At 69.6% G+C, this 26,534-nt stretch carries 25 protein-coding genes; 18 read left to right on the forward strand and 7 right to left on the reverse strand.

Annotated features, from left to right (window positions below):
• Nucleotides 1-425: 425 nt before the first annotated feature.
• The gene (locus P2L57_RS23375) at nucleotides 426-962 is read right to left on the reverse strand and encodes a hypothetical protein (protein WP_275817679.1); all 537 of its coding nucleotides are present in this window, start codon (nucleotides 960-962) and stop codon (nucleotides 426-428) included.
• Between the two features lie 263 nt (nucleotides 963-1,225).
• On the opposite strand from P2L57_RS23375, the gene P2L57_RS23380 reads away from it, so the two are divergent.
• The 3 genes from P2L57_RS23380 to P2L57_RS23390 are packed head-to-tail and all read left to right on the forward strand — an operon-like array spanning nucleotide 1,226 to nucleotide 3,515.
• Nucleotides 1,226-2,425, forward strand: coding sequence for a sensor histidine kinase (locus P2L57_RS23380; RefSeq protein WP_275817681.1), 1,200 nt, complete (start codon nucleotides 1,226-1,228; stop codon nucleotides 2,423-2,425).
• Nucleotides 2,422-3,105 (forward strand): response regulator, encoded by a 684-nt coding sequence (locus P2L57_RS23385; RefSeq protein ID WP_275817683.1) that lies wholly within the window; start codon nucleotides 2,422-2,424, stop codon nucleotides 3,103-3,105. Before P2L57_RS23380 ends, P2L57_RS23385 begins: the two co-directional genes overlap by 4 nt.
• Nucleotides 3,102-3,515: a hypothetical protein gene (locus P2L57_RS23390; protein ID WP_275817685.1), complete on the forward strand. Its 414-nt coding sequence runs from the start codon at nucleotides 3,102-3,104 to the stop codon at nucleotides 3,513-3,515. The genes P2L57_RS23385 and P2L57_RS23390 overlap by 4 nt, the downstream gene beginning before the upstream one ends.
• Before the next feature lie 74 nt (nucleotides 3,516-3,589).
• Here P2L57_RS23390 and P2L57_RS23395 read toward each other — a convergent pair whose 3' ends face one another.
• Nucleotides 3,590-5,101, reverse strand: coding sequence for an MFS transporter (locus P2L57_RS23395; RefSeq protein ID WP_372515874.1), 1,512 nt, complete (start codon nucleotides 5,099-5,101; stop codon nucleotides 3,590-3,592).
• Between the two features lie 589 nt (nucleotides 5,102-5,690).
• Here P2L57_RS23395 and P2L57_RS23400 point away from each other — a divergent pair.
• The 5 genes from P2L57_RS23400 to P2L57_RS23420 all read left to right on the forward strand — a co-directional run bounded on the left by P2L57_RS23400 (nucleotide 5,691) and on the right by P2L57_RS23420 (nucleotide 9,136).
• Nucleotides 5,691-6,911 (forward strand): cytochrome P450, encoded by a 1,221-nt coding sequence (locus tag P2L57_RS23400; RefSeq protein ID WP_275817687.1) that lies wholly within the window; start codon nucleotides 5,691-5,693, stop codon nucleotides 6,909-6,911.
• On the forward strand, nucleotides 6,908-7,378 hold the full coding sequence (locus P2L57_RS23405) for a hypothetical protein (protein WP_275817689.1): 471 nt from the start codon (nucleotides 6,908-6,910) through the stop codon (nucleotides 7,376-7,378). Before P2L57_RS23400 ends, P2L57_RS23405 begins: the two co-directional genes overlap by 4 nt.
• A gap of 51 nt (nucleotides 7,379-7,429) precedes the next feature.
• Complete coding sequence (locus P2L57_RS23410; RefSeq protein WP_275817691.1) at nucleotides 7,430-7,627, forward strand: ferredoxin; 198 nt, start codon at nucleotides 7,430-7,432, stop codon at nucleotides 7,625-7,627.
• Nucleotides 7,624-8,868 (forward strand): NAD(P)/FAD-dependent oxidoreductase, encoded by a 1,245-nt coding sequence (locus tag P2L57_RS23415; protein WP_275817693.1) that lies wholly within the window; start codon nucleotides 7,624-7,626, stop codon nucleotides 8,866-8,868. The genes P2L57_RS23410 and P2L57_RS23415 overlap by 4 nt, the downstream gene beginning before the upstream one ends.
• A 100-nt stretch (nucleotides 8,869-8,968) precedes the next feature.
• Nucleotides 8,969-9,136, forward strand: coding sequence for a hypothetical protein (locus tag P2L57_RS23420; protein WP_275817695.1), 168 nt, complete (start codon nucleotides 8,969-8,971; stop codon nucleotides 9,134-9,136).
• A 293-nt stretch (nucleotides 9,137-9,429) separates the two neighbouring features.
• On the opposite strand, the gene P2L57_RS23425 is transcribed toward P2L57_RS23420, so the two are convergent.
• Nucleotides 9,430-11,088, reverse strand: a complete 1,659-nt coding sequence (locus P2L57_RS23425) for a sigma-70 family RNA polymerase sigma factor (RefSeq protein ID WP_275817697.1) — start codon at nucleotides 11,086-11,088, stop codon at nucleotides 9,430-9,432.
• 808 nt (nucleotides 11,089-11,896) lie between these two features.
• Here P2L57_RS23425 and P2L57_RS23430 point away from each other — a divergent pair.
• Nucleotides 11,897-12,877: a C1 family peptidase gene (locus tag P2L57_RS23430; RefSeq protein WP_275817699.1), complete on the forward strand. Its 981-nt coding sequence runs from the start codon at nucleotides 11,897-11,899 to the stop codon at nucleotides 12,875-12,877.
• A 206-nt stretch (nucleotides 12,878-13,083) separates the two neighbouring features.
• Here the strand turns inward: P2L57_RS23430 and P2L57_RS23435 are convergent, their stop codons facing one another.
• Nucleotides 13,084-15,177: a transglycosylase domain-containing protein gene (locus P2L57_RS23435; RefSeq protein ID WP_275817701.1), complete on the reverse strand. Its 2,094-nt coding sequence runs from the start codon at nucleotides 15,175-15,177 to the stop codon at nucleotides 13,084-13,086.
• 836 nt (nucleotides 15,178-16,013) lie between these two features.
• On the opposite strand from P2L57_RS23435, the gene P2L57_RS23440 reads away from it, so the two are divergent.
• Nucleotides 16,014-16,652 (forward strand): RNA polymerase sigma factor, encoded by a 639-nt coding sequence (locus P2L57_RS23440; protein WP_275817703.1) that lies wholly within the window; start codon nucleotides 16,014-16,016, stop codon nucleotides 16,650-16,652.
• Nucleotides 16,649-17,404, forward strand: a complete 756-nt coding sequence (locus P2L57_RS23445) for a TrbL/VirB6 family protein (RefSeq protein WP_275817705.1) — start codon at nucleotides 16,649-16,651, stop codon at nucleotides 17,402-17,404. Before P2L57_RS23440 ends, P2L57_RS23445 begins: the two co-directional genes overlap by 4 nt.
• A 202-nt stretch (nucleotides 17,405-17,606) precedes the next feature.
• Here the strand turns inward: P2L57_RS23445 and P2L57_RS23450 are convergent, their stop codons facing one another.
• Nucleotides 17,607-18,200, reverse strand: a complete 594-nt coding sequence (locus tag P2L57_RS23450; protein WP_275817707.1) for a TetR/AcrR family transcriptional regulator — start codon at nucleotides 18,198-18,200, stop codon at nucleotides 17,607-17,609.
• A 91-nt stretch (nucleotides 18,201-18,291) separates the two neighbouring features.
• Between P2L57_RS23450 and P2L57_RS23455 the strand changes: the two genes are divergently transcribed.
• From P2L57_RS23455 to P2L57_RS23470, 4 genes are all read left to right on the forward strand, one after another.
• On the forward strand, nucleotides 18,292-18,717 hold the full coding sequence (locus P2L57_RS23455) for a nuclear transport factor 2 family protein (protein WP_275817709.1): 426 nt from the start codon (nucleotides 18,292-18,294) through the stop codon (nucleotides 18,715-18,717).
• Nucleotides 18,717-19,556, forward strand: a complete 840-nt coding sequence (locus P2L57_RS23460; protein WP_275817711.1) for an NmrA family NAD(P)-binding protein — start codon at nucleotides 18,717-18,719, stop codon at nucleotides 19,554-19,556. Before P2L57_RS23455 ends, P2L57_RS23460 begins: the two co-directional genes overlap by 1 nt.
• A complete protein-coding gene (locus tag P2L57_RS23465; protein WP_275817713.1) occupies nucleotides 19,553-20,758 on the forward strand; it encodes an alpha/beta hydrolase family protein in 1,206 nt (401 codons plus the stop codon). Before P2L57_RS23460 ends, P2L57_RS23465 begins: the two co-directional genes overlap by 4 nt.
• A 637-nt stretch (nucleotides 20,759-21,395) precedes the next feature.
• Nucleotides 21,396-22,280, forward strand: coding sequence for a helix-turn-helix transcriptional regulator (locus P2L57_RS23470; protein ID WP_443732077.1), 885 nt, complete (start codon nucleotides 21,396-21,398; stop codon nucleotides 22,278-22,280).
• Nucleotides 22,281-22,385: 105 nt separating this feature from the next.
• On the opposite strand, the gene map is transcribed toward P2L57_RS23470, so the two are convergent.
• Nucleotides 22,386-23,168, reverse strand: coding sequence for a type I methionyl aminopeptidase (gene map, locus P2L57_RS23475; protein WP_275817717.1), 783 nt, complete (start codon nucleotides 23,166-23,168; stop codon nucleotides 22,386-22,388).
• Nucleotides 23,169-23,234: 66 nt separating this feature from the next.
• Between map and P2L57_RS23480 the strand changes: the two genes are divergently transcribed.
• Both P2L57_RS23480 and P2L57_RS23485 read left to right on the forward strand, forming a co-directional pair.
• Complete coding sequence (locus P2L57_RS23480; protein WP_275817719.1) at nucleotides 23,235-23,537, forward strand: helix-turn-helix domain-containing protein; 303 nt, start codon at nucleotides 23,235-23,237, stop codon at nucleotides 23,535-23,537.
• Nucleotides 23,538-23,773: 236 nt separating this feature from the next.
• The gene (locus P2L57_RS23485) at nucleotides 23,774-25,636 is read left to right on the forward strand and encodes a leucine-rich repeat domain-containing protein (RefSeq protein WP_275817721.1); all 1,863 of its coding nucleotides are present in this window, start codon (nucleotides 23,774-23,776) and stop codon (nucleotides 25,634-25,636) included.
• A gap of 54 nt (nucleotides 25,637-25,690) precedes the next feature.
• On the opposite strand, the gene P2L57_RS23490 is transcribed toward P2L57_RS23485, so the two are convergent.
• Nucleotides 25,691-25,825 carry a hypothetical protein gene (locus P2L57_RS23490; protein ID WP_275817723.1) on the reverse strand — a complete coding sequence of 45 codons (135 nt, stop codon included), beginning with the start codon at nucleotides 25,823-25,825 and terminating at the stop codon, nucleotides 25,691-25,693.
• Between the two features lie 240 nt (nucleotides 25,826-26,065).
• On the opposite strand from P2L57_RS23490, the gene P2L57_RS23495 reads away from it, so the two are divergent.
• On the forward strand, nucleotides 26,066-26,446 hold the full coding sequence (locus P2L57_RS23495) for a transcriptional regulator (RefSeq protein ID WP_275817725.1): 381 nt from the start codon (nucleotides 26,066-26,068) through the stop codon (nucleotides 26,444-26,446).
• Nucleotides 26,447-26,534: the final 88 nt, after the last annotated feature.

Raw genomic sequence — 26,534 nt, forward strand, 5'->3', positions numbered from 1 at the left:
TGCCCGGAATTGAGCAACCCACGCATGCGAGTGGGGCCACCCGCCCGCCGGATCGGTGAGCGGCCCTTGGCGCTGCGACATGGTCTTCCGCGCGGCCCGGTCCAGCCAGAGCCGCTGAGCCTGGTAACGGGGTTGGCCCTCCGGGCGGGCGGGATGCCCGTTGACCGTCACGCGTTGAAGCCGCTCGCCCGGCCCGTCCGCCGACCTTGAAACGGGCTTCCACCGAACCAGGCCACGTGGAGGGGGACGGGCCCGCGGACCTGCACAGGACCAGACAAGCAACAAGGCCCAGGTCTTCGACCCAGGCCTTGCACCTCGTGAGGAAGGGCGGCCGTGACATCTCGCCGAGAGGGCGACGGACGGCCCGGCACACACATCCGACCGCGGCACAGCCGTTGGGCGGCTGGCCGCGGTCGGACGGGCGATCAGTGGTGGCCGACGGCCACCGGGGCCGCGGTGATGCGGTGGGTGTGGCGGACGCGGGAGGTCCGGCCCAGCAGCGCGGCGGTGCGGGACAGGAGCATGCCGACAGCGAGGAAGATCAGTGCGTCGGTCAGTGCGTCGGGGGTGATGTGGTTGGTGGCCAGCCAGTGGCCGAGCTGGGTCGGGAACACGTGCACCGAGGCGTAGGCGAAGTACAGGCGGGCGCCGACCACGGCCGCCCACAAGGCTGCGTAGGCGGCGCCGGCGCGGGAGAAGACGGTCTTTTCGGCGGTGTCGTATTCGGTGCGCATCAGGGCCGCGGCGCCCAGGCCGAGCAGGATCCCGGCGGCGGCTCCGGTGAGTTCCAGGGTGAGCCCGGCTCCGGCGGTGGCGATGTTCTTGGCGAAGAACGGGATGATGGCGGCGGCCATCAGGATCGGGCGGGCCAGGCGGAACCAGGCGACCTTGCGACGTCCCAGGTCCGCTTCGAGGACGGCGGTCAGTACGGCGAGGTTGACGATCCAGACGCTGGCGTTCATGGGACGGTCCCTTTCGGCGGGGTTCCTGCGGGCTGTTGTAGCGACGCTGATGACGGTAGGTTTTGCCTCCCATCCGGCTCGTCGGCCCGCGGGTTGATGCCGGGTTGACGTCGGGTGGAAGCCGCCGTCCGGGTACACGGGCCCGCAGGCGCCGCTCACAGCCCTGTGGAGGCCGGGGAGCGGGGTATCGGCGGCATGCCGTGATCACGTGTGGGTGCCATGATTCTCGTGGCGGGAGTCATCCGATCGGCGAGGAGCGAAGAATGCCGACAGGCTCCGTGGCGGCCCTGCGTGAGCGGCCCGCCTACGTCTGGGGGATCCGGGCGATGCGCATCGCCGGTCTGGCCGCGCTGGTCGGCACCACGACGCGTGCCCACCCCGCTCCCGGCGGGCAGGGCAGAGGGCTCGCCCTCACCTGTGTGCTGGTTGTGGCCGCGCTCGCGTGGCTGGTCTGGATACTTGTCGAGGGCAGACGCCGCTGGACGGCGGCCGCGCTGATGGTGATGGCCGTGGCGGGCGGTGTGCTCGGAGGGCTGAGCCCGCACAGCTTCGTGATCGCGTTCCCGGCGGTGGCGGCGCTGGCCGCGGGCGGCAGTCTGGCCCCCGAAGTCTCCATCGCGATCACCGTCGCCGCGGCTCTGGCCCTGACCGCGACCACCTTGGCGGTCGGTGGTGACACCGCCGTCATGCTCGGCTACCTGGTCGCGATCGGCGCCGGACTGGGCGCCGGGTTCATCCGCCTCGGCTACGTCGAGCGTGCCGAGGTCGCGGAACTGCTCCTGGAACAGACACGCCGGGCCCAACAGGCAGAGGCCCAAGCCGCCGCCCTGCGCGAGCGCACCCGTATCGCCCGCGAGATCCACGACATCCTGGCCCACTCCCTCGGCGCCCTGTCCATGCAGCTGGAGGCCGCCCACGCCCTGCTCGACGGCAGCCCCGCACATGAAACCGACCCCGCGGTGGCCAAGGCGCTGCGGTGCGTGGAGCGCTCCGGGCACCTGACCCGCGAGGGCCTGACCGAAACCCGTCGCGCCGTCCTCGCCCTGCGCGAGGACACCGCCCTGCTGCCCGAGATGCTGGCCTCGTTGGTCGCCTCCCGTGGAGGTGATGAGCACGAGGGCGAGTGTTCGCCCGCCATCGCCGTGCGTACCCGCGGTACTCCTCGACGCCTGGCGCCGGAGGCCACTGTCGCCTTGTACCGCACCGCCCAGGAGGCGGTCACCAACGCCGCCAAGCACGCCCCGGGCCAACCGGTCACCCTCGACCTGGCGTACACCCCCGAGCAGGTCACCCTGACGGTCACCAATCCCCTTGCCGCCGCCGGCACCGAGCGGCCCCTGGGCGCCAGCGGTGCCGGATACGGTCTTACGGGGCTGCGCGAGCGTGCCGAGCTGGCCGGGGGCACCCTGACCGCCAGGGTGGTGGACAACACCTGGTCCGTGTGCGTCACAATCCCCGTGTGAGCGCCTCTTCCGCCCCGATCCGTGTACTCGTCGCAGACGACCAGGCAGCCGTTCGTGAGGGCCTGGCCCTGCTCCTGGACACCATCGCCGACGTCACCGTCGTCGGCCAGGCCGAGGACGGGCTGGCCGCCGTCGACCTGGCGACCGAACTGCACCCCGACGTGGTCCTGATGGATCTCAACATGCCGCGCTGCGACGGGATCGACGCCACCAGGCGTATCCGTGCCCAGCGCCCCGACACCCGCGTCGTGATGCTGACCACCTACGAGGACGACACCTCCATCGTCAGCGCGCTGCAGGCCGGAGCGCTCGGTTACCTGACCAAGTCCGCCACCCGCGCCGACATCGAACGCGCGGTCAAGGCCGCCGCCGCGGGCCAGGCGATCCTCGACCCCGCGGTCCAGCAGCGTCTGCTCGCCGCCGCCACCGGCGTCCCCGACGCCGCGCAGTCCGCCGAACCAGCCTCAGCCGATGTCCTCACCGCCCGGGAGGCCGACGTGCTGCGCCTGATAGCCGAAGGCCACGGCAATCGTGAGATCGCCCGGCTGTTGTTCGTCAGCGAGGCCACCGTCAAGACCCACATCAACCGGATCTTCACCAAGACCGGCAGCCGTGACCGCGCCCAGGCCGTGCACTACGCCTACACCCACGGATACGCCGAACCGCGGTCCGCCCCGTGAACCACCGCACGGACACCCCCACTCCGGCACTGCCCCGTTGGGTCGCCCCGCTGTACATCGTGCTCGGTCTGGTCCTGCTGCCGTGGATCGTCTACCTCTCCCAGACGCTTCCGCAGCGGCAGCTCTCCCCGCACTACCGCACCGCCTGGGTCGGCTTCGACGTCCTACTGCTCGGACAGCTCGCCCGCACCGGCGTGTGCGCGCTTCGCCACCGCTGGCGCCACCTCGTCCCGCGCCACGCAGCCGCCAGCGCCACGCTGCTGACCGTCGACGCCTGGTTCGACACCACCACCAGCACTCCGCACGACCTGCCCCTGGCCCTGGTCCAGGCCCTGCTGGTCGAACTTCCCCTCGCCGGTCTGTGCTGGTGGCTCGCCACCAGGCGGGATCCGCCCCACGTGTCGCCCTGACAAGCGTGCTCGCACCGGTAGGCAGCGGCACGCCCGGCGTTGGAGCGCTCCGGGGTGCCGCCACGGGCCGGGCCTCAGATGTGGACGGGCTGCCGCGCGGCGCTGCCCTGCCCGGTGACCGGCCCCGGACGGTACAGCGATACCGCCATGACGGCCCCGACGACGAAGAGGCAGGCCGTGCACCAGAACGCGGCCGCGTAGCCGTGGACGGCCGCGGCCGCCAGCGTGGCGGGCGTGGCCTGCCTGCCCGCCGCGAACGCCGAGGTGGCCGCCGCCGCAAGGGTGTTGAGGACGGCGGTGCCGATGGACCCGCCGATCTGCTGCGTGGTGTTCGCGGTGGCCGCCGCCGCCCCGGCGAACCGCTCTTCCACTCCGAACGTCGCCAGGCTCACGGACGTCGGCAGGACCAAGCCCATGCCGATTCCCATCAGCAGCAGGGACGGCAGGACGTGGGAGAGGTAGCCGCTGTCCACGCCGAGGCGGGTCAGTAGCGCCATTCCGGCGGCGGCCAGCATCATCCCCGCCGGGACCAGGGGCTTCGGACCGAAGCGGGGCAGCAGGACGGTGGTGGTGATCTGCGAGGTGACCACCAGGACGGCGATCAGGGGGATGAACGCCAGGCCGTTGTCGACCGGCGAGTAGTGCCGGATCTGCTGCAGGTAGTAGGTGAGGAACAGGAAGATCGCGAACATGCCCGCACCGGCGATCAGGATGGAGAGGAAGGAGGCGGCGCGCGTACGGTCGGTGAGGACGCGCAAGGGCAGCAACGGGCTGACCGCGCGGGTCTGCCACCAGGTGAAGCACGCCAGCAGCACGGCGCCCGTGACGAGAAGGCCCCAGGTCATGGGAGATGCCCAGCCGTGCGGCTCGGCGTTCGCGCAGCCGTCCACAAGGGCGAAGAGGCCACCGACGACCAGGGCCGTGCCAGGAAGGTCCAGCGCGGGGCGGGCGTTGTCCTGCGGACGCGGCAGCAGGAGGACAGCGCCGAGCACCGCGACCCCGGCGATGATGAGGTTGACGTAGAGCGTCCATCGCCAGCTCAGTTGCTCGGTGAGTACGCCGCCGAGCAGCAGTCCCACGGCGCTTCCCGCACCTCCGACGGCGCCGAAGACGCCGAAGGCCCTGGCGCGTTGCCTGCTCTCGGTGAAGGTGGTGGTCAGCAAGGAGAGCGCCGAGGGAGCGAGCAGCGCCGCGAACATCCCCTGCAGCGCGCGGGCGATGACCAGCATGGTGAAGCTCGTGGCCGCCCCACCCACGGCTGAGGCGGCCGCGAAGCCGACCAGACCGATCAGGAAGGCGCTCTTGCGGCCGAAACGGTCGCCCAGGCGGCCACCGAGAAGCAACAGGCCGCCGAAGGCAAGCGCGTAGGTCGTCACGATCCACTGGCGGTCGCCGCTGGAGAACCCGAGATCCTTCTGCGCCGACGGCATGGCGATGTTCATGATGGTGGCGTCGAGCACGACCATCAGCTGCGCCAGGCTGATGACGCCCAGCGTCCACCACTGGCGCCCCGGGGCAGCCGATGTCCGGGCGCCGGCCATCCGTACGTCCGGGCCCGGCGCCGGGCCGGTGACTGCGTCTTCCATGATTCCAACTCCGATGCGAATGGCGGCCGATGGCTGTGGCCGTGGACTGTCTGGCGTTCGGGCCGATGGCCGTAACGCTAGGCAGCGGCCCCCTCGCCACTCGTCGAACCGGGGGTGGGGACCGGGTGCGGACGGGGTTGACCGCCCTCGCGGTGTCCCGGCGTCTCCTCGCTTCAGTGAGCCGGCCACGCGGCGGCGCACCACTGCGGAAACGCGGTACCAGGGCCGCCCGGCAGCGGCCCGATGCCGCCCGCCGCCGTCACGGCACAGCGCTCGGGGAACGGGCCGCGCCGCGCGGCTCCACCCGGGCTCAACCCGGTCTCCACCTGGGGACTGACGGCCGGGATATTCGGCTGCCCCTACGTTCGGAGGCACCGGGGATCGCGGAGCCGAGAGGCGGCCGATCCGGGCGCGAATTCCCTCACACAGACGGAAATTCGCTCACGCACACCGAAAAGGGGACAGCCATGCTCGTCGGAATCATCGTCCGCATCGTCAAGGCCCTCAAGAAGCAGAAGGCCGGCCGTTAGGAATCCGCACCGCCCCCATCGAAGAACACGCCGAAGAACACGCCGAAGAAGGAGTCGAGATGAGCAATCAGGCCGATGAGCTACGGGATCTGCCGTTCCCGCGTTCAGCGCCGATGGAGCCCCCGGTGGAGTGGGCCGAGCTGCGGGAGAAGTGCCCGTTCGCGGCCGTGCGGCTGCCGAGCGGCGACCGGGCGCGGATGCTGACCCGGTACGAGGACGTGCGCAAGGTGCTGACCGATCCGCGGTTCAGCCGGGACCTGGCCCGCCCGGACGCTGCTCGGCTGACCACCGCCGGGGATCAGGGGTTCATGAACGCCAGGCGGCCGGGTGTGGACATCACCGACGGGCCGGGACACACCCGCTGGCGCAGGCTGGTGGGCCGCACGTTCACCATGAAGCGGGTGGAGGGGCTGCGGCCGCGGATCGGTGCGATGGTCGACGAACTGCTCGACGCGATGACGGCCCATCAGGGGCGGCCGGTGGATCTGGTGCCGAACCTGGCGCTTCCGCTGCCGGTCGGGGTGATCTGTGAACTGCTCGGCGTCCCGGCCTCGGACCAGGGCCGGTTCACCGAGTGGGCGAACCAGATGCTGAGCCTGACCCGCTACGACGCGGATGAAGTGGCGGCCGGGCGGGCGGAGTTCGCCGCCTACATGACCGGCCTGATCGCGGCCAAGCGCGCCGAGCCGGGCGATGACCTGCTCAGCGAGCTGATCTCGGTGACCGATGCCGAGGACGGTCGGCTCAGCGAGGCGGAGCTGCTGGCGACGTCGATGAGCCTGCTGGCGGCCGGTCACGAGACGACCGCGAGCATGATCGGCAAGATGGCCGCGATCCTGCTGTCGCACCGCGAACGGTACGAGACGCTGTTGGCCGACCCCTCGCTGGTGCCGGCGGCGGTCGAGGAGGTCATCCGCTTCGACGCGATGTCGGAGTTCGGCCTGCCCCGCTACGCCACCGAGACCGTCGAGGTCGGCGAGAGCGTGGTGGAGAAGGGCACCACGGTGCTGCTGAGTCTGCAGGCGGCCAACCGGGACCAGAGCGTCTTCGCCTCGCCGGAGACGTGGGACGCGCACCGCGGCGACAACCACCACCTCGGTTTCAGCGCGGGCGCCCACTTCTGCATGGGGTCGCCGCTGGCCAGGGTCGAGCTCCAGGAGGTCCTGGCCGGGCTGCTGAGGCGGCTGCCGACGCTGCGGCTGGCAGTGCCGGCTGAGCAGTTGCGACGTCGTGAGGGGCTGCTGGTCGGCGGTTACGAGTCAGTCCCGGTGACCTGGTGAACGCGGAGAACCCCGCGAACCCGACGACCACCGCGAAGACGGTGAGCACGGTCGACGCGGCGAAGGACGACACAGCCGGCGGCCGTCGCCCGCGCCGTCCGTGGATCTTCCTGGTAGCGGGTCTGGGCATCGGCACGATGTGGTCGCTCAACGACTTCCGGCCGGACCCGTACCACCTGCTCCGCCTGGCCGTCGTGCTGTTCGTCGGGCTGCCGACGGTGGTCCTGACGCACCGCTGGTGGCTACGGCGCACCGGCCGCGCCCCCAGCCGTCAACTGCCGCTGCGCTGGCTGATGCTCGGCAAGCTCGTCCTGCTCGGTATCGCATCCGCGTTGACGGCGCTGCTGACCGGGACAACCCGCTACCCCTACACCATCACCGGCGCCCTGCTGCTGGTGCTGACCGTCGTTGTCGGCCACTGGGCAGCCACCCGGCAGACCCCGTCCGCCGACCGCGACGCCACCTGAACCGCCCCCCCGCCTGACAAATCCACCCCACACCCGTTGGAGGACTGAACGATGCGAGTGATCACCGAAGAGGACAAGTGCTGCGGCAGCGGCCTGTGCGTCATAGCCGCCCCCGAGCTCTTCGACCAGCGCGACAGCGACGGCGTGGTCGTGGTTCTCGACGAAACCCCCGGCGCCGACCGGCACGACGCGGTCCGCAAGGCCGTCGCCGCCTGCCCCGCGGCCGCCATCAGGTTGGCCCGGCAATGACCACGCCACACCGGATCCTCATCATCGGCGCCTCACTCGGCGGCCTGAGCACCGCCGAGGCGCTGCGCCGGGAAGGCTACGACGGCACCGTCACCCTGGTCGGCGCAGAGCCCCACCTGCCCTACGACCGCCCGCCCCTGTCCAAACAGGTCCTCGCCGGAACCTGGGACCCCGACCGCGCCCAACTGCCCGCCGCCGCACAACTCGACGGCCTCGACATCGAGTTGCTGATGAAACAGGAGGCCGTCGGCCTGCGCCCGGCGGAACGTGTGGTCCAGCTGCGCGACGGGGAACGGTTGCGCTACGACACGCTGGTGATCGCCACCGGACTGCGGCCACGATGGCTCCCCGGTTCGCGGCAACTGGACGGGGTGCATGTGGTGCGCACGCTGGATGATGCGCTCGCCCTGCGGCAGACCCTGCGGCAGGGCCCGCGCCTGGTCGTCGTCGGCGGCGGTTTCATCGGCATGGAAGTCGCCGCCACCGCCCGGAGTCTGGGCGTGGAGGTGACGGTGGTCGACCCCCATGCCCATCCCCTGGCCGGTCGGCTCGGCGGCGTGGTGGGCGACGCGGTGCTGGGACTCCACCGCGACCACGGCGTCCGCTTCCGCCTCGGGCAACGCGTCTCAGGACTCGCGGCCGATGGCAACCGCAGCGTCGTCGGCGTCCTCCTCGCGGACGGCTCCGTGATCGACGCCGACGCGGTGGTCCTCGGCTTGGGCTCGATCCCGACCACGCAGTGGTTGAAGGGCAGCGGAGTCCCGGTCGGCGACGGGGTGTTGTGCGACCAGTACTGCGCCGCCGCACCGGGCATCTACGCGGTCGGCGACATCGCCAACTGGCTCGATGTGCACTCCGGTCGGCGCCGCAGGGTCGAGCACCGCACCAACGCCAGTGAACAGGCGGTCGCCGTCGCCCGGAACATCCTCGCCGACCACGACAAGCAGACCGCCTACACGCCCACCCCGTATCTGTGGTCGGACCAGTTCGACTGCCGGATCCAGTGCTATGGCTGGGCCGACGAGGGCCAGGAGGTGCACGTGGTCGAAGGAGATCCGGCGGGGCGCAAGTTCATCGCCCTCCACCGCGACCACGGCCGCGTCATGGCGGTGGTCGGGATGAACTCCGCCCGTGGCATGCGCAGCCACCTCGGCGCACTCGGCAGCACCGCCGACCCTGTCGGTCCGAGTAGGGCCCAGGTCGTCAACCCGGCCTCCACCCGCGGTCAAACCGCGGACTGAGGCCCACCCGGTACCGCCCCGCCTACGGTGAATTCCGGTCGATGAAAGCGGCGACAGCCGATCGACAAGAAAGTCCGACATCAAGGCAAGGAGGCCCACCATGTTTATCGCCCACTACATCTCCGGATGGCTCGGCATCCCGGCCGGAATCGTGATCGCCGCCCTGTTCATCCTGCGCAAGCGCGGCAAGGCGCTACAAGCCCGCCGCAAGCAGGCCCGAGCCGCCAACGCCAGCCGGCCCGCACCGGTGAATCCCACCGAGCAGTGACCGAACGAAGCGGCGTCCACCGGCCCCGCGTCCGGGCCCCAATCGGCGCCCCCCGGAAAGACTTAGACAACAACCAAGCCCCAGGTCGCTGACCTGGGGCTTCGTCATGGACCGGGTGACGGGAATCAAACCCGCGCTATGAGCCTGGGACTCACGGGTGCGTACGGCGCCCATCGCCTTACTGGCCCGCACAGACGCCTGTGGGGCCCGCACTCCCGCAGCATCTCCGATTGCCACCGCCGACCGATGTCATTGCTTGCCCCCGGCGCCTGACAATCCCCGCAGAAAGGCGCTCAGTTGGAGAAGTCCTGGGTGAGCCAGACCGTGCCGTTGGGGTCCCGGTAGACGGCAATGCCGACGTGGGTGAACGTGCTGCTGAGGATGTTCTGGCGGTGGCCGTCGTTGGGCGGTTGCTCGTTCAACATGGCCTGCGTGAGGTTGACGGCGGCCGTGGCGATCTGCTGGGCATCCGGTCCCGCGGATGCCTGCCCGATGTTCTCTCCTGCGGCGCCCCACTGGACGCCCGCAGCTGTCTCCCTGCCTCCCAGCGGGGCTTCGCCTGGGCACTGGTGGGAGAGGCCGCATCCGTTGTCCATCGCGGAGTTGTGTCCGGTCGCGCTGTGGGTGAGGCCGGTGGTGATGGTGTAGGGCGGCAGGCCGTGGGCGGCTCGTGCCTGGTTGATCAGGGCGAGGACCTGCGCGGCCGGGTCGGATTCGGCGAGCGGCCGGGTGGCTGGCGGGTTCGAGGCGGTGGGGGTCGGTGTGGCCGTCGGGGACGGTTCGGCTGTGCGCGGCGCGACGGTCGGTGTCCGGCTCGGGGAGGCCGTGGGCGGGTGGGTGGTCGGGTGCGAAGGGGTATGCGGTGGCGCGCTGGCTATCGGCGCCGTCTTCACCAGCACCGGCTGGGTGGCGGCGGTGGAGTTCACCGTGTGGTGGTCGTCCGGTGAGCCGAGAGCCACGGATATCACGGTGGCCGCAGCCGTCACCGCGGCGCCTCCAGCGAGCATGTGCGCGCCTCGGGGCCGGACCCTCGGACGGCGGTGGCCGCCGAACTGCCTGCCACCCCGGCTGCTCGGGCGGTGTGCCGCATGCCGTGCCACCGTCGGGGGCCTGGTGTTCGAACCGCTCAACTGGACCGCTGGGCTGAAGAGCGGGCCGCCGTGGCCTGCTTGGGCCGCGGACCAGGCCAGAGCGGCGGTCGGTGGTACCAGAGCGATGCCGACGAGGAGGCTTTGCGCCGGTATCAGGGTGCTGCGCCGACCTGAGCAGGCCCTGCAGTCGCGGACATGGCGGGATATGCGCTTGCGCCACAGCGTGGACGGAACACCGTCCCACCGTGCCACGACGGGCTCCAACCGCGGACAGCGCGATGTCGCCGACAGCGCGCGCACCACCAACCGGGCGGCCTCCAGCTGCGCCTTCATCCGCTGCACCCGGACCGCGACGAACCGCGACGGCAGCTTCAAGGCGGCGGCCACTTCCGAGCGGGTCAGCTCACCTGCGGCCTCCAGCCACCACAACGACAGCAGCGCGCGATCGTCCTCGTCGAGCCACCGGGTCGCCTCGGCGACCTCCCGGCGCTGACCGGAAAGCCCCAGGCGGATGATGGTCAGATCGACGAAGTCCGCTCCAGGATCGGCCAGTTCGACCACCTCGTCGACCCTGCTATCCCTGGCCGACGCCTGTTTGCTGTGCCAGTGCCGACGTATCTCGTTCATCGTCACGGCCACCAGCCAGGCGCGGAAGCGGTGGGGTTTGCGAAGGCCGGCCATTCCGTCCAGTGCGCGCAGCATGGTCTCCTGCACCACGTCGTCGACATCCGCGTGACCGTGCAGTGCGCGTCCGACGATGTTGTAGACCAGCGGTAGATATTCGGCGATCAGCTCGTTCTGCGCCCGCTCGTCCCCTGCCTGCGCGTTCGCGACGACCGTGGCCTCACGCTCTGGTGTCATTTCCGTCCTCGCTCCCTGTCGCAACGTGTCCGCATGCCTTCGATACCTGGGAGACCCTGACAGGGCAGGCCGGATAACAGAAACCTTGAAATTCTTCTCCGGGCTTCTCTGGAGCCCCTCGACGAGTCGCCTAATTCCGCCACATCAGTGCCACATTGCCGGTGTTGTAAGGACATTTAGGCCCTCTGCCGGGTTTGCCGCGCGCCATCGGCGATGACGTCACGCGCCGTTGTGGATTGGCTGCGGTGTGCATCGCGATTGAATGGCGCAAGTGCCGGCAATGTGCTGCGAGCTGCGGCGCCGCAGGCCGCACGGCCCCTCCAGGCCCGCGTCCCGACCAACAGAGGTTGTGACGTAGGCCACTTGGGGCTTGATCGGAGCGCCTGACCCGGCTAACTTCCTCTGCTCATTGGACATGCCTTCGAAAGCGTCCAGTTCACTACAGCTCCGGCAGCTCTGAATTCCTCAGGGGCGCTGCCGATTTCCCCCCACGTTCCGGGACCGCCCGCGAAGCATTCGCCGTTGTCAAACGATGCGCCGCGGACTGTTCCCATCACCTCAGGCAGGTAGGGCCGTTGTTGACTTCGTCTCGATCGCGCGGAAACCACGTACGGCGCGTCTTCACCGGCTGACCGCCAAGGCAAGTACCCACGTCCATCCCCCCCGTTGGGCAACGCGCTGGCACGCGGCGGGGCTTGACGACACATACCCACCGGCGCTGGGGCACCGGCCCGTTCGGCTTTCAGGGGCGCTCCGAAGGCGTCCATTCCAGGCTGTCAGGCACATGCCATCCCGAAGGAGAACATCAATGTCTCGTGCTTCCCACAAGTGGAAGACCATCAGCGGTAAGGCACGTGCTGCCATCGCGCTTGCCTCGGCCGGGACGATCGTGGCCGTGGCCGTCGGGGTCTCCTCGGCGAGCACCGTCGTGCCCGGTCACGACCAGGCCCCCAGTCAGGCACCGCGGGCTGCGAGCGGAAAAAGGCACCCGTTCGGTCTCGGCGCTGTGCCGTCCAAGTCGGCGTGGCGCCAGTCCATGCTGCGTCAGTCCGTCGAGCCACGACTGGAGGCCACCGCTCCGCGGCCGACCATCGACGCCACCAAGCCGAAGAAGAAGCGCCAGGCCCTTCCCGCCAGCGTCGATCTGACCAAGTACGCCGCCACGCCAGGCGATCAGGGCCAGGTCGGCGCCTGCGTCGCGTGGTCCATCGACTACTCGGCCTACAGCATCCTGGAGCACGAGCAGGGGATCTCCGGCGGACCCCAGGCGCCCATGTACACCTACTCCCAGATCGTCCAGGGACAGAACGTGGGCACCTCGCCGGAGCAGCACTTCCAGATCGCCACCACGCAAGGAGTCGACTCCAAGTCCGACTACTCGCAGGGCGACTTCGACTACACCACCCAACCGACCGCGAACGAGATAGCCAACGCGGCGAAGTGGAAGCTGTCCGGTTACACCCCGCTGCACACGGGCAACCAGATCAAGAACGATGTGGAATCGGCCCTCAGCCAGCGGGAGCCGGTCACCATCGCGATTCCGGTGTACGACAGCTTCTTCTACCTCACCCGGCAGCAGGCCGCTTCCTACGCGTACTACCCGGCCTCCGGCGAACAGTTCGCGGGCGGCCATGAGATCACCATCGTCGGCTACAACAGCAAGGGCGTGCGGGTCGAGAACTCCTGGGGCAGGGGCTGGGGCGACCACGGATACATCAACCTCTCCTGGAACTACCTGGCCAACCAGGTATGGGAAGCCAACGCCGTCGGCAAGCTCATCAAGCGGTGAGGTCTCAGCAGGGCCGACTCGGCTGAACGGTCCGTCCTCGTCGGGGCTGGCCGCATTGCCGCGGGCAGCCCCGACGGTGGCGGCCACCGCACACCGCCTTCCCGTACCTCGGTTGCCCGTCGCTTACCGCCGCTGCTGGTGTGGCAGGGGCGTGCGACGGGCAACCGCGGCGGTTCCGCATGTCGGCGAGTACCCGCGGTGGGGAATCAGTGGCACTTGTGGCGGCAGGTGGGGTTGGTGGTGGTCCGCCGGGGGACGGTCGTCCGTTTGGAGGTGCTGTCCTTCTTGGCCGGAGGCGTTGCTGAAGGGGAGGGGGAGGGGGACGGGACACCGGGTTCGTTGGTGCCGGGTCCGAGTGGAGCAGGGGTGGGGAAGGGGGCATCGGGCTGGCCGACCAGGGCGGCATGCATGTACTGGGTCCAGATCTCGGTGGGAATGTCGCCGCCGAACACCTTCTGCAGGCCGCCGACGCCCTCCAGGGAGAGCAGCTGCGGGTGGTTCGGGTCCTCTCGGAAGAGGGCTATGGAGGTGGAGAGTTGGGGGGTGTAGCCGGTGAACCAGGCCGACTGGTAGTCGTCGGTGGTGCCGGTCTTGCCCGCGGCGGTGCGGCCGAGTGCCTGGGCCTTGGTTCCGGTGCCGCGCGTGATGACACCACGCAGGACGTCGGTCACGTTGTCGGCGACCGCCGCGGGCAGAGCCCGCAGGGGTGTGGGCGGCGTGAAGTCGGTCAGCGGGCTGCCGTCGTAGGTCACCTTCGCCACCGAGTAGGGGTCGGTGTGCATGCCGTTGGCGGCGAAGGTCGCGTAGGCACCGGCCATCCGGATGGCACTCGGTGTCGAGGTGCCGATGAAGAACCCTGCGCTGGGGGAGGCGAGGCTGTGGGCACGCAGGCCAAGGCCTTCCGCCGTCGTCGCCACGTTGCGGTAGCCGACGTCTTCGCCCAGTTGCACGTACGGGGTGTTGACCGACTGCTCCATCGCCTTGCGCAGGTCGATGTAGTTCCAGGGGTAGTTGGTGTCGTTGTGCTGGTGGAGGAACCCGGTGGGGTCCTTGGTGTCGGTGACGTAGTTGCCCTGCTGGTCCTTGATCTGGATGCCGTCGTCACCGTTGAACTTGCTGTCCGGGGTGATCGGTTCCGCGGGCTTGCCGGGTTGCAGCACGGCTCCGTGCTGGAGCGCGGCGGCGAGGACGATCGGCTTGAAGGTCGAGCCGACCGGGACGCCTGAGGTGTCGGCGTTGTTCGCGTAGTGGGCCTGGTCGAAGCCGGGACCGCCGTAGACGGCCACGATCCTTCCGTTCGTGGGATCGATGGAGGCTGCTCCGATCTGGACGTTGCGGTCGACGGACCGGTGTGCGGGGTCGAGGCGTTGCCTGCTCACCTTGTCGACGGCCTGGTTCAGCTCCGTGGTCCGCTGTCTGTCGAACGTGGTGTAGATCTGGTAACCGCCCCTGCTCAGGCCCTTGTCGGTGATGTTCTTGTCGTGCTCCTGCAGATAAGACCTGGCCAGTTCGGCCAGGTAGCCGGTCTGGCCGTGCAGCCCTGAGCCGGGTGTCCACTTCGTGGGCGTGGGGAAGTCGGCGGCGGTGTACTTGGCCCGCTGCGCCGGTGTCAGCCTGCCGATCGTCGCCATCCGGTCGAGCACCCAGGACCAGCGCTTCTCCGCCTGTGCCCGGGCCTTTGGGTCGGAGTCCGCGTACTGGTAGAGGCTCGGCTCGTTGACCGCGGCGGCGAGGAAGGCTCCCTGGCTGACGTTCAGTTTCTGCACCGGGAGGTTGAAGTACATGCGGGAGGCGGCCTGCACGCCGTTGGCCTGCCGGCCGAAGAAGCAAGTGTTCAGGTAGCCCTGGAGCACCTGTTGCTTGGACATGGCAGCGCCGACCTTGGCTGAGATCAGCAGTTCCTTGAACTTGCGGGTGATCGTCTGCGACTGGTCGAGGTAGGTGTTCTTGACGAACTGCTGGGTGATCGTCGAACCGGACTGGACGGAACCGCCCTCGGCCATGTGCATCACGGCGCGCAGGATGCCCTGCGGGTCAATGCCCGGGTCGGTGTAGAAAGAGGTGTTCTCCGCAGCCAGGAAGTCCCACTGCACGTCCAGCGGCACCTGGTCGAGGGTGGCGTTCTCCCGGTTGACACTGCCGTCGGTCGCCAGCACCGTGCCGTCGGACCAGTAGTAGACGTTGTTCTGCAGCAGCGTTGACGGGTTGGGGTTGGGGATGGTGACCGTGGCGTAGGCACAACCGACGGCTGCCACCACGGAGCCGGAGCAGAGCAGGAGCCCCGCCAGTATCTGCCGCACCGACGGCAGCCAGCGGCGCGGGCCGGTCCTGCCCCGACGCGGGTAGTCGATCCACCGGCGCTGGGACGGCGCCGTCCTCGGGACGCGGCGTTCTGCGCGAGGCTCGGAAGGCCGCTGGTTCCCTGAGGCACGGTTGCCCAGGGCTCGGCTGGCCAGGGCTCGGCTGCCCCGGACCAGGTGTCTGAGGACGGGCCTTGCGCCGTTGTCGCGCTGCGGCGGTCGTCGCCGGTTTCCGCTCATGACTCAGTCACCGTCCTCTCAGTACCACTGCGGCGTTTCGTGCTGGGCGGGTTGCGGGTTGCGGGTTGCCGAGCCGCTGGGGGCAAAGTGGCCCCACGGAGCGTCCGGTGCCTGGTCGGGCCAGGCCTGTGCCGGGTCGAAGGCGGGGCGGGGTGCCGGGGGGTGTGCCGTCGGGGCCATACCATGCCGCTTCGGTGTGAAATGCACCGTCCGCGTACTCTCCAGGTCTTTTGCCGATCCATGGGAGGAGTTGCTCCGGGTCCCAGGGCATCGTGATCGTGTCGGTGGTGGCACTGGCGCCGCACTCGTATCCGGAGCCGTATCCCGAGCCGTATGCGGAGCCGTATCCGGAGCCGTACGGGTGCGAGCGCCCGCTGCTGTACGGGTCGTTTCCATACGTGCTGCCGCTTTCGTCCGTCCACTGCACTGGCTGCGTCCCCTGTCCTGACCGACCCGCTTGGCCGACCGCACATAGAGAGCCAATGCGGCTGCGGGTGTTACACCTCGGCCCGTGCCGCCGACACAAGGTGTGAGAAAGCGGGAGGAATCAGATCGACAGCGCGGCGGCGCCCCAGGCATGAGGCAGGATGGCCGCCGTGCGCGAGGCGAGCAGAGGCCCGACGGCCAGGGACCGGCAGCGGGACGCTGCCGCTCTCTCGGATGCCGTGCACGCCGCGCAGGCCGGTGACGAGGAAGCCTTCCGCCGGCTCTACCGGGCGGTGCACCCGATGCTGCTGCGCTATGTGCGCACGCTGGTGGGCGGCGCCGATGCCGAGGACGTCATGTCCGAGGCATGGCTCCACATCGCACGTGACCTCGGCTCTTTCCGGGGGAATGCCGAAGGATTCCGGGGCTGGGCCGCCAAGGTGGCCCGCAACCGGGCGCTCGACCATCTGCGGCGCACTGGTCGCAGACCCCTGATAGGTGGCGACGAGAGCGACCTGCGGGAGCTGCCGTCGAACTCCGACACGGCAGATGAGGCGCTCGAAACGATATCGACCCAGCGCGCGCTGGCCCTGATCGCCAGCCTGCCCCGCGAGCAGGGCGAGGCCGTGCTGCTGCGGGTCGTGCTGGGGCTGGACGCCAAGCACGCGGGGCGGGTGCTGGGCAAACGCCCGGGCGCGGTGCGCGTCTGCGCCTACCGGGGGGTTCGGCGTTTGGCCGAGGTGCTGCGCACCGGCCGGACGCCACAACCGGTCCTGGGCCGAGCGTCGATGCAGGAGGACACCGCGTGAAGGACCAACAGCGGAACCGGCTGGACGACCGCAAGGCCGAGCAACTGCTGCGCTGCGAAGCGGAAGACACCACCGGCGTCGAGGAACTCCGCACACTGTCGGCGCTGTTGCAGGCGGCTGCCACCGCGCCGGTCGTCGCCGACGATGCTCCGTCCGCGGCCGGGGAGGATGCCGCGGTAGCGGCCTTCCGGACCGCGCGGGCGGGCGTGCGCCAGCCTGGTCGGCGGCGGATGCCGGGCTCGTTCAAGGTGGGGATCGGTGCGGTGGCGGGGGCGCTGGTGTTCGGCGGAGTGGCTGTGGCCGCCCAGACCGGAGGACTCCGCCTGCCCTTCTCCGGAAGGCAGGAACCAGGTCCGGGTGGAGCCGGTGTCTCCGCCTCGGCACCGGCCCGGCCTTCGACGGCACCTATGCCTGGGGAAGTGCCAGATGGCAACGGGCGCTCCAGTGCGGCGGCAGGCGGGCCGGAGGGCACCGGCGCGCCGTCGTCCTCGGGAGCGGCGGAGCCACGTGATGCGACGCAGTCCCTGCGCGGCCTGTGCACCGCTTACCGGACGGCCCGGCAGTCGCACGGCAACCCGCATCCGACCGGCGGACTGCGCCGCCTGGTCCAGGCGGCGGGAAGCGAGGCGGCTGTCGCCGATTACTGCGCCGAACTACTCGGGCCGGATGGCACCGGCGACGGCCGTGGCGGGGGTAAGCCGGAGGGCGGCGGAAAGACGACAGGCAATTCCCAGAACGGGAAGGCGAAGTGACAGTGCGGGGCGGTGTAGGCCCGTCCGGTGAGCTGACCCCTCCCTGAGCGGCGAGGGGTTCATCACACGTGACTGGCTCATGACGAGCTCGTCAGGTTCACTGTGCTGCCCGTCGGTGAACTACCCGGTTCGGAGCATGCTTCTGACACCAGCACCCGGGTGCACGGCCCAGGTCACCCCGATCTTGACCAATCCTCGGCATTCAATCCAGTGGTGCGCGAGAGTCCAGGACTTTGGCGGTGAAGGCCGCCAGGTGTGCCCGCATCTGCTCGCGGGGCATGTGCTGCCGGCTGGTGAGGTGTTCAACGAGGTCGGCGCGGGTGGCCGCGAGCAGTGCGTGGGCGGTGAAGCCACTGTCGGTGAGACCGGGAATCTGCTCCAGTACGGCCTGGAGTGTGCTGTGCCACCGCTCGTAGTGCCCTGCCTGGTAGGGACTGTCACTGCCGGTTCCCTCAAGGGCCAAGGCCAGGTGGCGATTGTCCAGCTTGAAGCACAGGACGGCGTCCAGCAGGGCGGGTACCCGTTGAAGAGGCGGGGTGGCGGGCCCCAGGGGTGGCGGACCCTCCTCGACGGCGTTCCTGATCGGTTCGAGCCGTGCTTCGTACAGCGCGTGGATCAGGCCGGTGCGATCGCCGAAGGCACGGAAGAGCGTTGCCTTGCCCACGCCGGCTGCTGCCGCGATGTCGGCCATGGTGACGGCTTCGGGGCTCTCGCAGTGAGCGAAGAGGTCGTCGGCTGCCGCGAGGACGGCCGCCCGGTTGCGGGCGGCGTCCTTGCGTGGCTTGCGTTCGGGCATGCGGTTCCTCCATTTGCAAAGCGGACCCGAGGTCCGTATCGTCGCAACATGAAGCGGACCCTCGGTCCGCATCGTACGGGACGGAGTACCCATGCCCACAAACACGGCACCGGCGGACCTGTACCGCCACGGCCTGCAACTGCTGCTGGACAAGAACATCCCCGCCTGGGTCGACCTCTGGGACGACAACGGAATCTTCGAGTTCCCCTTCGCGCCCGAAGGGTGGCCCAAGCGGCTGGAAGGCAAGGCCGCGGTCGCCGACTACATGCGCGACTACCCCGACCACATCGACCTCCACGACTTCCCCGACGTGGAGATCCACCAGACCACCACCGCGCACACCATCGTGGTCGAAATGCGCGGGGTGGGCCGTCTGGTGGAGACCGACAGCCCCTTCGACATGACCTACATCGCCGTGGTGACCGTCAAGGACGGCCTCATCACCCGCTACCGCGACTACTGGAACCCCCTCGCGGTTCTCCAGGACCCCGCGAGCGACTTCACGGGGAGGAGCTGATGACCACTGTCGGCACCACCCTGGTCATCGGGGCCACCGGCACCACCGGTAGCCGCGTCGCCTCCCAACTCGCCGCAGGCGGGCACCGCGTCAAGGCCGCCAGCCGAGGTGCCACCGCCGTGGACGGCGCTCAGGCCGTCCGCTTCGACTGGAACCATCCCGCGACGTTCGACGAAGCCCTGAGCGGCACGGACCGGGTCTATCTCATCCCACCGCTCGGCTCCCTGGAGCCGGCCGCCCTCATGCTGCCCTTCCTCAGGCAGGCCCGTGCAGCCGGGGTGCGCCGCGCGGTGCTGCTCAGCTCCTCGGCGATCCCCTTCGGCGGCCCGGCCGCAGGACAGGTGCACCAGGCCCTGCCCGGCCTGTTCGACGAGTGGGCGGTGCTACGGCCCTCGTGGTTCATGCAGAACTTCACCGGCGACCACCCGCACGCGCAGAGCATCCGAGCGAACGGGACCATTCTGACCGCCACCGGCGAGGGCCGTGTCGGGTTCGTGGACGCCGACGACATCGCCGCCGTCGCCGTGCACGCACTGACCGACGCTCAGGCCCCGAACACCGACCTGATCATCACCGGTCCACAGGCGCTGAGTTACGGCGACATCGCCGCCGTCCTCACCCAACTCACGGGCCGGACCGTCACGCACCGGCAGCTGACCTACGAGCAGATGCGCGACCGCCTGGCCGCCGCCCTGCCCCCGGAGTTCGCCGCGATGCTCGCCGGCATGGACCGCGCCATCGCCGAGGGGGCCGAGGATCGCACCACCGACACCGTCCAGCGCCTCACCGGCCGCCCACCGCACAGCTTCCGCACGTTCGCAGAACGGGAGATGCCATGAAGCAGCTGATGTTCGAGGGCGACACCCAGTTCTGGTTCGAGACCCTGCGCAACCTGGGATTCGCCAGCTACGGCGGATCAGACGTCGGCGAGATCATCGCCACCGCCTCCCGTATCACCACCGGCGACTACGACAGCTGGCACGACGCCTGGCTGGCGACGGCGGAGCGGCTGGCCGCCGAGGCCGCCACGATGCACCCCATCAGCGCCCGCGACACTCTCCTGCGCGCCTCCACCTACTACCGGGCGGCCGAGTTCTTCCTGCACGGCAACCCCGACGACCCACGCATCACCTACGCCTACGACCGCAGCGTCGAATGCTTCCGCACCGCCATCGCGCACGTGCCCGGTATCAGCGCCATCGAGATTCCCTACGAAAACACGGTGCTGCGCGGCTACTTCTACCGGGCGCCGGGCGCAGCGCCCAAACCGACATTGGTGATGCACAACGGCTTCGACGGCGCCGCCGAGGAACTGCACTTCTTCGGCGCGTCCGGTGGACAGGAACGCGGCTACCACGTCCTCACCTTCGACGGGCCCGGACAGCCCAGCGCGATCCACCGCGACCAGCTGACCTTCCGGCCCGACTGGGAGAACGTCGTCAGCCCGGTTCTGGACTTCCTCGCCGACGACCCGGGCGTGGACCCCGCACGGATCGCACTCCTCGGCGTCAGCCTGGGCGGCTGCCTCGCGCCCCGCGCAGCGGCCTACGAGCCGCGCCTGGCCGCCGTCGTCGCGGTCGACGGCGTCTACGACACGGGCACCGCGCTCACCGCGCATCTCCCCCTGGAACACGAGGAAGTCGTCCAGCGAGCCGGCGCCGAACACGACGAAGAACTCGACCAGATGATCGCCACCGCCCGCGCCAACAGCCCGGTCATGCGCTGGGCGTACGACCACGGTCGCTACGTCACGGGCACCGCGACAGACCGCGAATTCCTCGCCGCCTACCTCCAGTACCACCTCAAGGACGGAACGGCCGAGAAGATCACCTGCCCCGTCCTCGTCTGTGAGGCAGTCGACGACATCTTCTACGCCGGTGACTCCACCGACACGGAGCCGCGCAAGCTGTACGCGCACCTCACCGGGCCCAGGACACTACTGACGTTCACCGAAGAGGAAGGCGCGGACGCCCACTGCCACCCCGGCGCACTACGACTCACCGTCGCCCGCATCTTCGACTGGCTCGACGAAACGATCTGAAGCCTCCGACATGTCAGCGTAGGAGCGGACTTCCTCAGCCGCCGGTTGCAGCGCCATCCTGCCCAAGACCGGCGCACGGCGGCCTGCTACGGCGTGTCCGACTGGCGCCCTCGCCGGCCTCCTCCCGCAGGGACAGCGCCGGCGGCTGAAGGCACGCGTCCGCAAGTGCAACAGCAACTTCACCACCGCAAAGACCCGCGCACATCCCAGGCGTACACCCTCGACTTCGCGGTGCTCAGGGACGAGGGCCTTGACAGTGCCAACCTCGGCTAAAAGGAAAGGTGTTGCACATCACGGGACGCCAACGGCCCTCGTCCCGGAAGGTCCAGGCGCGTGAGTCGATCGAGGCAATGGCCGACGTCCGCCACAGGATTCCCCATCCGCAGGAGCTTCCTTCCGTCCCACTGCAGCAGCCGCGGCACGAAGCGCCGCCCGACCTGCCCGGTCGCGCCCGTCACCAGTATCGTCGTCATGATCGGTCTCTTTCGGATCCCCGGGTCGGGCGTGACGTCCGGCCCCTGCGACCACTAGCCTGGACGCGGCGAGCCGAAGGCAGGAGAGACCCGTCGATCCAGGGATCGGCGATCCCTGGATCCCACCCGTCGGGGCGGGCAAGCTGGAAGGCATGGAACGTCCCGTGGACCGCGCCGCACTCGCCGACTTCCTCCGCCGCAGCCGGGCACGGCTGCACACCGCCGACGTGGGCCTGCCGGACGGCGCCCGGCGGCGGACGCCGGGGCTGCGGCGGGAGGAGGTGGCCGCGCTGGCCGGTATGTCCGCCGACTACTACACGCGGCTGGAGCAGCAGCGCGGTCCGCGTCCCTCGCCCCAGCTGCTGGCCGCGCTGGCCCGCGCGCTGCGCCTGGGCTACGACGAGCGGGATCACCTGTTCCACCTCTCCGGACGGCAGCCGCCCGCCCACCGGACGGTGGCCGACCATGTCCGTCGCGGGCTGCTGCTCATCCTCGACCGGCTCTGGGACACCCCGGCCCAGGTGATCTCCGAGCTCGGGGACGTGCTGGTGCAGAACCCGATGGCCCAGGCGCTGTGGGGCGACGCGGCTTCGCGCGGCCCGGATGAGCGCAACCTGATCCGCCGCTGGTTCACCGACCCCGGTGCCCGCGACCAGTTCCCGGCCGAGGATCACGAGCGGCTCGGCCGCTCCAAGGCCGCCCACCTGCGTGCGGTCGCCACCGCCCGGCCCGAGGACCGCCGCGCCGCGCGGCTGGTGGCCGAGCTGCTGGCGACGTCGCCGGAGTTCGCCGCCTACTGGGCCGAGCACGACGTCGCGCAGCGGCGCAGTGACGTGACGCGGGTCCTGCATCCCGTCGTCGGCCTGTTGGAGCTGCACTGCGAGGTGCTGGTCAACGACGGCGGCGCGCAGCGGCTGCTCGTCTTCACCGCGGAGCCCGGCAGCGTCACCGCGGAGCGGCTGGAGCTGCTGCGGGTCGTCGGGCTACAGGACCTGAAGACCACGGACACAGCGGACGCCGCCGACGCCGCGGACGCGCGGCTCAGCTGAGGTCGGTGCCGAGTTCGGAGCCGAAGCCCTGGGCGTCGGGGCGGCGGACCAGGGCCCGGTCCAGCGGCTGGGTCCAGTGCGCGGGGGAGCACGGGGGCTCCGACCTCACGGCTGCGCCTGCTTCGGCAAGGTGAGGATTTCGGCTCCGTCGTCGGTGATAGCGATCGTGTGCTCACTGTGTGCTGTCCGGCAGCCTGTCGCACTTCGGAGCGTCCACCCGTCGGCATCAGTGACGAGTTCAGCGGTGTCCGCCATGACCCAGGGCTCCAGTGCCAGGAGCAGCCCAGGGCGCAGTTTGTATCCACGGCCGGGCCGTCCGGTGTTCGCAACGTGCGGGTCCTGGTGCATCGTTGATCCGATGCCATGACCTCCGAACTCGGTGTTGATCGGGTACCCCGCCTCGCTGAGGACCGTGCCGATGGCGTGGGAGAGGTCGCCGATGCGAGCTCCGGGCCTGGCAGCGGCGATCCCTGCGGCCAGCGCGTGTTCGGTCGCGTTGATCATCGCGACGCTTTCCGGGGGCTTTGCGTCGCCCACGATGAAGCTGATGGCGGAGTCTGCAGCGACTCCGTCTTTGGAGACGGCGAGGTCGAGTGTCAGCAGGTCGCCGTCGGCAAGTGTGTAGTCGTATGGCCGTCCGTGCAGCACGGCGTCGTTGACGGCCGTGCAGATGTAGTGGCCGAACGGGCCGCGTCCGAAGGATGGCTCGTAGTCGACGTAACAGGACAGTGCGCCCGCCTCGACGATCATGGTCTCGGCCCACCGGTCGATGTCCAGAAGGTTCGTGCCGATCGTGCTACGGCTCTTCAGCGTCTGCAGGATGTCAGCGACCAGGGCGCCTGTGTCTTTTGCTCGGGCCAGTAGGGCGGGGTTCAGGATCTCGATCATGTGGCACTCTCCTCACGCAACCAATAACTATACCGGTCACACTATACCGGTATTAGAATTGGAGTCATGGTCAGGTTGCCGCTCACTCCCGCAGAGGTCGAACGCGGACAGCGCCTCGGCGCCCTCCTGCGTCGGGCCAGGGGAGAGCGCTCGATGCTCGACATCGCGCTCGACGCACGTGTCTCACCGGAGACCCTCCGGAAGATCGAGTCGGGCCGCGTGGCCACCCCCGCCTTCTCGACCATCGCGGCGATCGCCGATGTCCTCGGACTCTCCCTCGATGCGGTGTGGGCCGAGATCAGCCAGCCCGAACGTGGCGTTAGGCCGACCAACTCTGGTCACAACGCACGTGAGCAGTTGGCCTCGTAAGTCCCAACCCCGCAGCTGCGTTGGAGACCTCGACAAGAGAGAAGGCGTGGGCGCGGCTCTCAACCAAAGTCCCCGGTCAGTGCAACCGGCCCCAGCACTCCTCGGATGGGGAATCGCCTGGCCCTGGGCTCCTGCCAGGTGTGACGATGTCCCTCATCCCGCTGCCCAGAGGCAGAGCGTCGCAGCTCCCTGGCCGGGGCGGCCCATGTCACACCCGCCCCCTGGAGCCCCGTGCCATGACTTCGAGCAACGATGATGTCGCCGCCCAACTCGCCGATATGCGTGAGCCGTTGGACATCGCCTCGCCCGTGCAGGCGCGTAAGGCGGTCCGCGAGCTGGTGGTGATCTCCGACGACGGCGAGGCGCTGGAGCTGGCTGCCCGGTTCGGCCGCATCGCGAACTGCTCGTCGGAGCAGCTGATACGGCTCTGGGCGCAGGCCGCCGATCCCGACGGCTTCTGCGCGGCCCTGCTCGCTCCGGCCTTCACCCGAGAGGGCCGGACCGAACTGCGGCTGCGGCGCATGTCCTCGCTGTCCGGCCTACGGCACCTGACCATGCTCCGCAGGCTTCACCTCGACCGCTGCAAGGAAATCACCGACCTCACGGAGGTAGGTGCGCTCAGCGGCCTGACCGACCTCGATCTGAACGGCTGCGCCGGAGTCGAGGACCTCACGCCGCTCGGCCGCCTGACCGAGCTGACCCGTCTCAACCTGCGCCGATGCCGGGCCGTGGCCGACACCACGCCCCTGCTGACGCTGGGGCGACTGCGCGACCTGGACCTGAGCATGACCCGAGTGCGTTCCACCGCCGGATTCGGCGCGGCCTTCCCCCTGCTGGAACGCCTGACGCTGCGCGGCTGCCGGGCCTTCAAGGACGCGGGCCAACTGTCCGGACTCACCCGGCTCACCAGCCTCGACCTCGGCTGGACCGGCATCCGCGACCTGACCGGCCTGCGTGGCGTCCCCGCTCTCACCGTGCTGGATCTACGCAGTTGCGGACAGCTTCGCAGCCTGGCCGGCATCGATTCCGTGCACAACCTGACCGAGCTGACCCTCGCCGACTGCCCACGTCTGGAAACCGTCCGCGGGCTCGGTTCCCACCCCCGCCTGACGGAGATCAAGGTCACCGGCTGTCCCGCACTACGCGATCTGCACGGGATATCCGCGCTGACGAACCTGACCAGGCTGGTCGTCACCGACAGCGAACAGCTCACCTCCCTGACGGGCGTCGCACCCCTGCCCTCCCTGGAGTTCGTCTTCCTCGCCGCCTGCCCAGCCCTGGAGGACTTCTCCCAACTCGCGCGTCTTGCGTCGCTGCGACGCCTCAGCGTGCGCGGCACCCACCGGCTCCGTGACCTCTCACCGTTCGCGCCGCTGTCCGACCCTCGACAGCTCACTGTCAGCGACTGCGACGGACTGCTCGACCTCACCGGCCTCGGAGTCCACCCCCAGCTGACCCAATGGGACATCTGGGCATGCCACAACCTGCGCACCCCCGGCCGCCTCGACGGACTGCCGACACTGTGCGGGCTTCGGATCTCGGACTGCCCCGCCCTCACCGACCTCGACCACTTCGGCGACCTGCCCTCGCTCACCAAACTGAACGTGGTGGACTGCCCCGCGCTCACGGACATCAGCGGTCTGGCCGGAGCCGCCCAACCGAACCAAGTGGGCTTCTACCGCGTGGCCAACCTGACCTCGCTGTGCGCCCTGGAGCAGTGTCCTGCGCTGAGGGAACTGGAGCTCGTGGACTGCCCGCTGGTGCACGACATCCGCATCGGCTCGCTCAGCACGCTCTCCCTGCAGGACGTGGACTGGAAGGACCTGTCCCGCCTGGCCGACCACAAGCCCCTGCGCGTCTTGGACATTCGCCGAATGCCGGCATTGGAGGACATCAGCGCCCTGGTGGGCCTGCGCGACCTCACCGAAGTCCGCTTCGGCTCCAGCCGCGCCCTCACGGACTGCCGTCCCCTGCTCGACCTTCCGTCCCTCGAACGAGTCACGATGACCTACCGCATGAGCATGGATGCGTTCCACGGCAACCCCGACCGTGTCATGACCGAACTGGAGGCACGGGGAGTGACCGTTTCTCGTAACTGAGGGTCAGTCCAGGGCTGGCGGGGTTCAGGTTCGTGGCGTGGGTGTTGTCGCCGATCAGAGGTGCTGATCGAGGGGCGCCAGGATGTCGTTGACGGGGCCGAAGGTGATGATGGCGGTTGTTCCGCCCGCGATCTCGCTGCGCAGGGGGGAGAGGGCGTTGCGATCCAGGAGACCCGGTGGCCGGTGCACCCGTTCATCGAGGCGGAGCGGCGGGGCGGACACAGCGTCAAACACGGCGCTGGCGGCGCGGCGGCTGCGGTTTGCCCGTAAGCGCCTCTCCGACCGGTTCCCGTACCTGCCCCAGCAATCCGGCTACAACAAGCGTCTGTAGGTCGCGCTGCCGCTGGTCAAGCACATGCTCCGGATGGTTGCTGTGGGTCTGCTGATCAACGTGGTGGTGCGGCGCATGGCCCGTCACGCGGCGGCCGCATGAGCATGACTGACCAAGCCGCCGGCGCCGCACCCGATGCCGTCCCCGGACTGGAGCAACTCCTCCTGGACCCAACAAGGTTGACCATCGTCTCCCTGGTGTCCGCCACCACCTGGTGCGAGTTCGCCTTCGTCCGCGACCACGCCCGGCTGAGCGACTCGGCGTTGTCCAAGCAGCTCACCACGCTCGGCGGCGCCGGGCTCGTCGAGATCCGCAAGGGCTACGTCGGCCAGCGGCGCTGCACCTGGGTGCGGGCCACCGCCGCCGGCCGGGAACGACTGCGCGCACACCTGGCCGCGCTCCAGCAGATCGCAGACCGCGCCGAGCAAGCCGCCGCCCGCCCTGACGCCGAGGCCGGTGAGCGGCCTCACACCCGCTGAATCCACCCGGAGGAAGGCCCTGGTGCCCGTGATGATCGATGAGTCGGGTGCGAACTCGGCCTCGATCCAGTTCAGCACCTGTAAGTTC

The organism is Streptantibioticus ferralitis, from assembly GCF_029223525.1.
GTDB classification, from domain to species: domain Bacteria; phylum Actinomycetota; class Actinomycetes; order Streptomycetales; family Streptomycetaceae; genus Streptantibioticus_A; species Streptantibioticus_A ferralitis.